Consider the following 8206-nt stretch of genomic DNA (forward strand, 5'->3'; position numbering starts at 1 on the left):
GATATGGCAGTCGCATGAGGCAATGCGGCCAAAAGGCGACATTCACGTCCCAACCCAAAGCCTCTTCCTGCAGGTGACTGTTTGACACTACGGTACGGACACCCAAAGTATCGCCTACGCCTTCGAGGCACCCCGGGCAAGCAGAAATTCGTCCAGCTGTCCGAATATTTCAGGCATTGCCTCGTCCATTCCCTCGATGGCGACGTCGAGCGCTTCCATCGACGGATAGAGTTCATGCATCACCAGCAGCGTCTTGCCATCCCGCTCCTCGAAAGTCACCGTCGTGATGGCACCGTCTGCACTTTCCTCGTTGGTCCAGGCGAGGCGGGCATTCGGCACCACCTCGAGATACTTGCCGAAGAACTCCAAAGGCGTCGTAGCTTTGGGGTGTGAAAACACCAGCCGGTAGCTGCCGCCGACACGGACATCCTGTTCGCAGGAAAGCAGAGTCGCGCCGCTCGACTTCGGCACCCACCAATGTTTGAAGAGCTCGGGCGTGGTCCACGCTTCGAACACGAGCCGCGACGGGGCGTCGAAGGTCCGTGTGGTCACCATCTCGCGTTCGGACGTCCTTTCCGACGTCGTGCGGTTGCTGGCGCGGACGGGTTCATTTTCTTTTTTTGCGACCATTACGTTCCTCCTTACGTTTGAGTTCCTCAATGACAGTGTCCAGTGCGTCGAAGCGCGCGGCCCACATCTGGCGGTAATGCTCGATCCAGGCCAATTCTTCCTCGAGACGGCGCGAACCAAGCCTGCAGGTCCGCACGCGTCCCACCTTCTCCGTGGTCACGAGCTCCGCCTGCTCCAGAATGCCGATGTGTTTCCTCATGCCGGTCAAGGTCATGTGGAATCGCTCGGCGAGGTCCGTAACGGAAGCATCGGCGCGCATCAACTGCTCCAGCACGCCGCGTCGGGTGGGGTCCGATAGCGCGGCGAACGAGGAGTCGAATCGAGTTTGTTGAGTATACTGAGCCATTTGGTTCAGTATTGCACGGCTATCGGTGGTAGACAAGGGGATAGCGCGCTTGCACGCGGCTCAGCCGTGCAGTCTTTATAAGCTGCTGCAGGTGCTGCAGCCAGTGCTGGACCCGACATTCAGCGAGCACAGCTACGGCTTCCGGCCTGGACGGCGTGCGCACGATGCGGTGCTTGCCGCGCAATCGTACGTGCAGTCGGGTCGGCGGATCGTGGTGGACGTGGATCTGGAGAAGTTCTTCGACCGGGTCAATCACGACATCCTGATCGACCGGTTGCAGAAACGCATTGGCGACGCCGGAGTAATCCGGCTGGTCCGGGCGTATCTGAACGGCGGCATCATGGATGACGGAGTAGTCCGGCAGCGGGATCAGGGGACGCCGCAAGGCGGGCCGCTATCCCCGTTGCTGGCCAACGTGCTGCTCGATGAAGTGGACAAGGAACTGGAGCGGCGGGGCCATTGCTTCGTGCGCTGCGCCGACGATGCGAATGTGTATGTTCGGAGTCGCCGTGCGGGTGAGCGGGTGATGGCGCTGCTACGGCGTCTGTATGGGCGATTGCGGCTGAAGGTCAACGAGACCAAAAGCGCAGTGGCCAGTGTGTTTGGTCGTAAGTTCCTAGGCTACAGCCTGTGGGTGGCTCCCGGTGGTGTGGTGAAGCGTAAGGTGGCGGCCAAGCCGCTGCTGGCGTTCAAACGCCGCATCCGTGAACTGACGCGTCGGTCTGGTGGACGCAGCATGAAGGATGTGGTGGAACGGTTACGGTCCTACGTGCAGGGCTGGAAGGCGTACTTCCGGCTGGCGCAAACGCCGCGCGTCTGGTTAGCATTGGACAAGTGGCTGCGTCACCGGTTGCGTGCCATTCAGCTTAAACACTGGCGCCGTGGCACTACCATCTACCGGGCACTGCGTGCGCTGGGGGCATCGGCTGACGTTGCGCAACAAGTGGCGGCGAACAGTCGCCGCTGGTTGCGCAACAGCGACCAATTGCGCAACAGTGTGCTGACCATCGCGTACTTCGATCGGCTGGGTGTGCCACGACTCTCATAACCTCAACTTCCCGAACCGCCCGGTGCGGACCCGCATGCCGGGTGGTGTGGCAGGGGTACGGCCTTCTGGCCGTCCCCTATGCCGATCGGACACCCGCCCTTGTTGTTGATGTTCGTTAATTCTGCTAGCGCGTTCGGCGTGTTCTCTGATTCGGCTAATGTGGCTGCCGAGCAGCGCGACAGGTACGCGGACCAGAAGCGGTAGCGAGCGTAAGTGTCAGCGGATCCCGATTGGTCCCGTGGCCGTCTTCGGTGCGAGCAACTTTCCGTTAGCTTTTTCAGTGGCCGGTGGCGACACGGCGGCTGCACTTGCGGCCGGCTGTCCGGTGGTCGTGAAAGCCCACCGGGCTCACCTGGGAACTTCTGAAATGGTGGGTCGCGTCGTCCAACGTGTCGCGACAGAGATGGACCTTCCGGAAGGCGTGTTTTCGATGATCGTCGGTGCCGGAAACACCGTCGGGGAGGCGCTGGTCGCTCACCCGGCGATCAAAGCGGTCGGCTTTACAGGTTCTCGAGGAGGCGGCACGTCGCTGATGCGCGTGGCCGCCCGCCGGCCTGAGCCGATTCCCGTGTATGCCGAAATGAGCAGCATCAATCCTGTATTTCTATTACCGGGCGCGCTTGCTGCTCGCGGTGAGGGCATCGCGCGAGGCTTTGTCGATTCACTTGTGCTTGGCGGCGGCCAGTTCTGCACCAATCCGGGCCTCGGTATTGCAATCGATGGCGAGACGTTGAAAGAATTCATAGAAGGCGTCACGACAGAACTGAGCGCGAGGCCCGCGCAGACGATGCTGACCCCAGGCATCCACGCGGCATATCAGCAGGGCGAGGGTAAGTTGGCCGCAACGAAGGGCGTCGCCCCGGTCGCGTATGGGCTGGAGGCCACTGGCCCCACACAAGCCTGCGCGGCGCTGTTCGTGACCGATGCCGACAGGTCACACGCAGCTAAACGGTCACGAGCAAACGACACAGCCCAATCGCGCGTTTCTTTGTCAAAAGGGACCCGGCGCGCGCGATGAGGGTGTCGCGATGGAGTTCTTGATCCGGAACTGGAAGGGTTGGGACAAAGAGGTTCGAGCCTTGGGTTGAATAAGCCAACCCGGAGGGTAGACTCGCGCCAGCCGCTGTGCTCAAGGCGCTTCAGGATGCAAATGAAGCTTGGCACATCCGCTGGAAGCGCTTTCGCCCCCCTTCCGGTATTGTCACCCATGGCGAACAACGTCCCCTATTTGCGGTTAGCACCGGATCGTGATTGTCGAAGACAGGCGAGACAGTTCGCTGATTACTTGCGACGATAAGCTTCGACGACGATCTCGCAGTTCTGGAGGTGCAGGTCCAGCGCCCGGTTCCATTCTCGACGCGCGACGGCCGTCACGTTGCGCAGCCACGAACCGAAAGAGGTAACAACTGACGTTTGAGCGATGGTTTTCATGGTTGAGGCCCGGGTATTTGGCTAAGGGATTACCCTAATAATACTCCCTTTATGTTGCAGCGCAACCAGTGCGGTCGGTCGCTCGGTTATCGCCGTCATCGCCAAGCTCGTCGCGATGGCACGAAGCAGTGGATGGCTGCACACTGATCACGTCGTCGGATCTTCGCGGATCTGGCTGAGGGCAAACGGAACTCGATGTGAATGGAAGGGTCGTCTCGCAATCGCAGGCGCTTCGGCTCAACTGCGGCCCGGGGTTCTCGCGCCATTCAAGCTCGGGATCTGGCAGAAATCGTGCGCAAGTCTCAGATGACGGCAACGACGAGCCTCACCGAACGCGCGAATGAACATGCGGCAGAGATCAAGCAGATGCTGCAGCGCAAATAGCTAGCGCGCCTTGGCCTGTCGCGCGACTGGCGCGTTGTCATCGCGGGACGGGCAGCAACATTTAATCATCACTCTCAGGAGGCAGCATGGCCGCACCGTTCAACATGCCGGACGAGTTCGTCCAAGGCTTTTTTAAATCGGGGCAGACGCTGCTGCACGCCTACACCGGCGCAGTTGGCAAGATCGGCGAAATGCCTTCGACCCCCGCTAAGACGCCGGCGCTCGCACTGGCAGAAGCACAGGCGCATTACTGGCAGCAGCAAATGGCGCTGTACATGGGCATGGCGACGAGCGCGATGGGGCAAAACCCCAAGCCCGCCGTCGAACCCGAGCGCGGCGACCGCCGCTTCAGTGCCGATGCCTGGCGCGAGAATCCGTGGTACAGCATGCTCAAGCAGACTTACTTGCTCAACTCGCGTCTGCTCAACGACATGGTCGAGGCTGCGGGTGTCGGCGAAAAGGACAAGCAAAAGCTGCGTTTCTACGCGCGCCAGTTCATCGATTCGATGAGCCCCGCCAACTTCGCCGCGACCAATCCCGAAGCGATGAAGACCGCCATTGAGACGCGGGGCGAAAGCATGCGCGCGGGCTTTGCGAACTTGCTCGGAGACCTGAAGCGCGGACGCATCTCTATAACTGATGAAAACGCGTTCGAAGTGGGGAAGAACGTCGCAGTATCGAAGGGATCGGTGGTGTTCGAGAACGAACTGTTCCAGCTGATCCAGTACGCGCCGCTGACCGGGCAGGTCGCCGAGCGGCCGCTCGTGATTGTGCCGCCCTGCATCAACAAGTTCTACATCCTCGATCTGCAGCCCGAGAACTCATTCGTGCGCTTCGCGGCCGAGCAGGGGCTGACCGTGTTCCTCGTGTCGTGGCGCAACCCCGATGCAGAACTCGGCCACATCACCTGGGACGACTACGTCGAAAACGGCGCGATCAAGGCGATCGAAGCCGGCCGCGCGATCAGCGGCGCCGACAAGGTCAATACAGTCGGCTGGTGTGTCGGCGGGACGATCCTGTCGTCGGCGCTCGCGGTACTGCGCGCGCGCGGCGACGAGTCAGTGGCGAGCGTGACGCTCCTCACGACGATGCTCGACTTCAGTGATCCCGGCGACCTCGGCGTGTTCATCGACGAGCAGGGCGTGTCGCAGCGCGAGCAGACGATCGGCAAGGGCGGCATCTATCCGGGCGGTGAACTCGGCTTCGTGTTCCAGACGCTGCGCGCCAACGACCTGATCTGGCCGTATGTCGTGAACAACTACCTTAAGGGCGGCTTGCCGCAGGCGTTCGATCTGCTTTACTGGAATGCCGACGGCACCAATCTGCCTGGCCCGATGTACGCCTGGTACCTGCGCAACATGTATCTCGAAAACAATCTGTGCAAGGCGGGCCGCCTCTCGATGTGCGGCACGCAGGTGGACCTCGGCAGCATCGACATGCCGAGCTATATCTTCGGCACGCAGGAAGATCACATCGTGCCGTGGAAGGGCGCGTACCGTTCGACGCGACTTGTCGGAGGCGACACGCAGTTCGTGCTCGGCGCGAGCGGCCATATCGCGGGCGTGATCAATCCGGCGTCGAAGAACAAGCGCAGCTACTGGAGCGACGGCACGCTCGGCGACGATCCGCAGGCGTGGCTCGAGTCGGCGAAATCGCAACCCGGAAGCTGGTGGACGCACTGGAACAACTGGCTGCAGGCGCATGCGGGCAAGCAGGTCGCCGCGCCGAAGCGGCCGGGCAACGCGAAGTACAAGCCGATCGAGCCGGCGCCGGGGCGTTATGTTGCGAAACATCCGCCGGAAGTCATGGGCGCCTGAGCGGCGTCGAGCGCTTCAGCCCTCGACAACAGACATGTAAAGGTGCAACTCATCGCGCAATGAGGCCGACGGCTAGTATGCAAGCCCGTGATCGTGGCTATTGCGGGCTTTGCGCTCGATGTGACTGGGAAAGCGATTCATCGCCTAGGGGGCGAGACCGGCCGCAGTCGGAAACGCCGCACGAACGAAAGACGCGAGCGTTTATCAACGGTAACCGTAGAGACCGCATGACCGATAGGCCTAATCCGACGCTGAGCACACGAAAAACTGTGGCCTCGAAAACGGGCATTAGCAAAGCAGGGGCCGCTGAAAAACTCGATGGGCTGATCGGCATCATAGCGGTAATGGTGGACGAAAGGTACGCTGGAAAATCCGCCTATATCGAGCTGATATCGACGCTGCTGCTTGGGAACAAAACGTCGCAACCGGACGGGCCGCATACGTGCGGGCTTATTTTTCAGCGGTCGTTCGAAAACGAGAATCGTGAACAGCCACTCCGACATGGACGAATGCGTACTTTTCGGCCGTAAGTGCCCCTCCGGCTCGATGTGAGCACTCTGGCAGCTTCCAAACTGGAACTGCCAGGGGTTAGCTCAGGCGATGACCTTCTGCTCCCCGGCAGCCTGCTCGCGCATGCGACGGGCTTCGTCGCGCAGGAACTGCTGGTAATCGTCCAGATCGCCGTCGAAGGGCTCGACGCCACCCTTGGTGACGAGCCAGAACTCGTCACAGACCGCGCGCAGCAGGGACCGGTCGTGACTGACCAGCATCACTGTGCCTTCGAATTCGTTCAGCGCCATGCCTAACGCTTCGCGTGTGGTGAGGTCGAGGTGGTTGGTAGGCTCGTCGAGCAGCAGCAGGTTGGGGCGCTGCCACACGATCATGCACAACACGAGCCGCGCCTTTTCGCCGCCGCTCATCGTGCTGACCGCCTGATGGACCATGTCGCCACTGAAATTGAAGGTGCCGAGGAAGGTGCGAAGCGATTGTTCGGTGCCACTCTGGCCGGGGGCACGCATGTGCGCCGGCGTGTCCCTGGCAAGGCGGATCATGTGTTCCATCGGTGTGTCGAGAGGACGCAGCACGTCGAGTTCCTGCTGTGCGAAGTAGCCGATGTTAAGGCCTTTGCCTTCGCTGATTTCGCCGGCAATCGGCGCCAGTTCGTGCGCCACCGTCTTAACCAGAGTGGACTTGCCCTGGCCGTTGGCACCGAGAATGCCGATGCGCTGCCCGGCCAGCACGGATCGGTTGATGCCCCGCACGATGACCGTCGGCGGCGTGCCCGGCGGTGCGTCGGTGGGCGCCGCGTAGCCGAAGCTCGCGTCCAGCATCGACAACAACGGGTTCGGGACGTTGAGCGGCTCCTTGAACTCGAAGGTGAACTCTGCGTCGGCAAGCACCGGTGCGATCTTCTCCATGCGTTCGAGCGCCTTGACCCGGCTCTGCGCCTGCTTCGCCTTCGAGGCCTTGGCCTTGAAACGGTCGATGAATTTCTGCAGGTGGGCGATCTTGTCCGCCTGCCTGGCCATCGCGGCCTGCTGCAACACCAGTTGCTCAGCGCGCATGTCTTCGAACTTGCTGTAGTTGCCGCCATAACGCACAAGCTTGGCATTGTCGACGTGCACCGTCACCTGCGTCACCGCGTCGAGGAATTCGCGATCGTGGCTGATCACTACCAAGGTTCCTTGATAGCGTTTGAGCCACGCTTCCAGCCAGACCAGCGCGTCGAGGTCGAGGTGATTGGTCGGCTCGTCGAGCAACAGCAAGTCGGACGGGCACATGAGCGCGCGCGCCAGTTGCAGTCGCATGCGCCAGCCGCCGGAGAAACTGTTGACCGGCTGGCTAAGCTGCGCAGCACTGAAGCCAAGGCCCAGGATCAGCGCCTGGGCACGTGCGGGGGCATCATGTGCACCGGCGTCGTGCAGGGCCATGTAGGCGTGCGCCATGCGCATGCCATCGTCGCTGGCCTCAGCGGCGGCTACTTCGGCCTGCGCGGCCAGCAGTACGGTGTCACCCTCGATGACGAAGTCGGTGGCACTCTGCTCGGTCTCCGGCATCTCCTGCGCGACCTGGCCCATCTTCCATGCAGCGGGAATCGAGAACTCGCCGCCGTCTTCGTGCAGCGTGCCGTTGAGAAGGGCGAAGAAGGATGACTTGCCGGCGCCATTGCGGCCGACAAGGCCTATCTTTTCGCCGGGGGTGAAGGTGACGGACGCGCTATCGAGTACGACATTGACGCCACGGCGCAGCGTGACATTACGGACGGAAATCATAAGGAGCTACTTCGGAGAGGATAAGCATGATAGCCGACCGGACGTACAGGGCTGTCTCTTTTCTGGCCGGCCGAGTGAGGAACCGTTTGCGTTTTGCGGCACCCACCGGCCACAAAGCGAGGCGGGCACTGGCGCACCGGGCGTTCCGGCTGCGGGCCAGCGAACAGACGGTGAGTGACGGCTCCTGGCCGATAGCACCAGCTCGGCGAACGCTCTCTAGAGCGGCCGTTGGACTCATTAACGGCAGCTTTCCGGCAGGCGGGGCGAATGCGTGCTC

Annotated in this window: 7 protein-coding genes and 2 pseudogenes; 5 read left to right on the top strand and 4 right to left on the bottom strand. The window is 61.6% G+C overall.

Annotated features, from left to right (window positions below; all coding sequences use genetic code 11):
* Positions 1-114: 114 nt before the first annotated feature.
* Together PQR32_RS41790 and PQR32_RS41795 are read right to left on the bottom strand one after the other, a co-directional pair.
* Positions 115-630: an SRPBCC family protein gene (locus tag PQR32_RS41790; RefSeq protein ID WP_408241665.1), complete on the bottom strand. Its 516-nt coding sequence runs from the start codon at positions 628-630 to the stop codon at positions 115-117.
* Positions 608-976, bottom strand: coding sequence for an ArsR/SmtB family transcription factor (locus PQR32_RS41795; protein ID WP_408241668.1), 369 nt, complete (start codon positions 974-976; stop codon positions 608-610). Before PQR32_RS41795 ends, PQR32_RS41790 begins: the two co-directional genes overlap by 23 nt.
* Before the next feature lie 82 nt (positions 977-1058).
* Here PQR32_RS41795 and PQR32_RS41800 point away from each other — a divergent pair.
* Positions 1059-2024: pseudogene (locus PQR32_RS41800) on the top strand (reverse transcriptase domain-containing protein); the annotation flags it as partial.
* A gap of 157 nt (positions 2025-2181) precedes the next feature.
* Positions 2182-2952, top strand: a pseudogene (locus PQR32_RS41805) (aldehyde dehydrogenase family protein); the annotation flags it as partial.
* Positions 2953-3305: 353 nt separating this feature from the next.
* On the opposite strand, the gene PQR32_RS41810 reads toward PQR32_RS41805, so the two are convergent.
* Positions 3306-3455, bottom strand: coding sequence for a hypothetical protein (locus PQR32_RS41810; RefSeq protein ID WP_408241671.1), 150 nt, complete (start codon positions 3453-3455; stop codon positions 3306-3308).
* A 201-nt stretch (positions 3456-3656) separates the two neighbouring features.
* Here PQR32_RS41810 and PQR32_RS41815 point away from each other — a divergent pair, with 201 nt between their 5' ends.
* The 3 genes from PQR32_RS41815 to PQR32_RS41825 all read left to right on the top strand — a co-directional run bounded on the left by PQR32_RS41815 (position 3657) and on the right by PQR32_RS41825 (position 6186).
* Entirely contained in the window at positions 3657-3839 is a 183-nt protein-coding gene (locus PQR32_RS41815; protein ID WP_408241674.1) for a hypothetical protein, read from the top strand.
* A gap of 86 nt (positions 3840-3925) precedes the next feature.
* Complete coding sequence (gene phaC / locus PQR32_RS41820) at positions 3926-5656, top strand: class I poly(R)-hydroxyalkanoic acid synthase (protein ID WP_408241676.1); 1731 nt, start codon at positions 3926-3928, stop codon at positions 5654-5656.
* Between the two features lie 227 nt (positions 5657-5883).
* Positions 5884-6186 (top strand): hypothetical protein, encoded by a 303-nt coding sequence (locus tag PQR32_RS41825; protein ID WP_408241679.1) that lies wholly within the window; start codon positions 5884-5886, stop codon positions 6184-6186.
* Between the two features lie 63 nt (positions 6187-6249).
* Here PQR32_RS41825 and PQR32_RS41830 read toward each other — a convergent pair whose 3' ends face one another.
* The gene (locus PQR32_RS41830; RefSeq protein ID WP_408241682.1) at positions 6250-7929 is read right to left on the bottom strand and encodes an ABC-F family ATP-binding cassette domain-containing protein; all 1680 of its coding nucleotides are present in this window, start codon (positions 7927-7929) and stop codon (positions 6250-6252) included.
* Between the last annotated feature and the right edge of the window lie 277 nt (positions 7930-8206).

The sequence above is a fragment of the Paraburkholderia dipogonis genome (assembly GCF_046027395.1).
In the GTDB taxonomy this organism is placed as follows: Bacteria; Pseudomonadota; Gammaproteobacteria; order Burkholderiales; family Burkholderiaceae; genus Paraburkholderia; species Paraburkholderia dipogonis_A.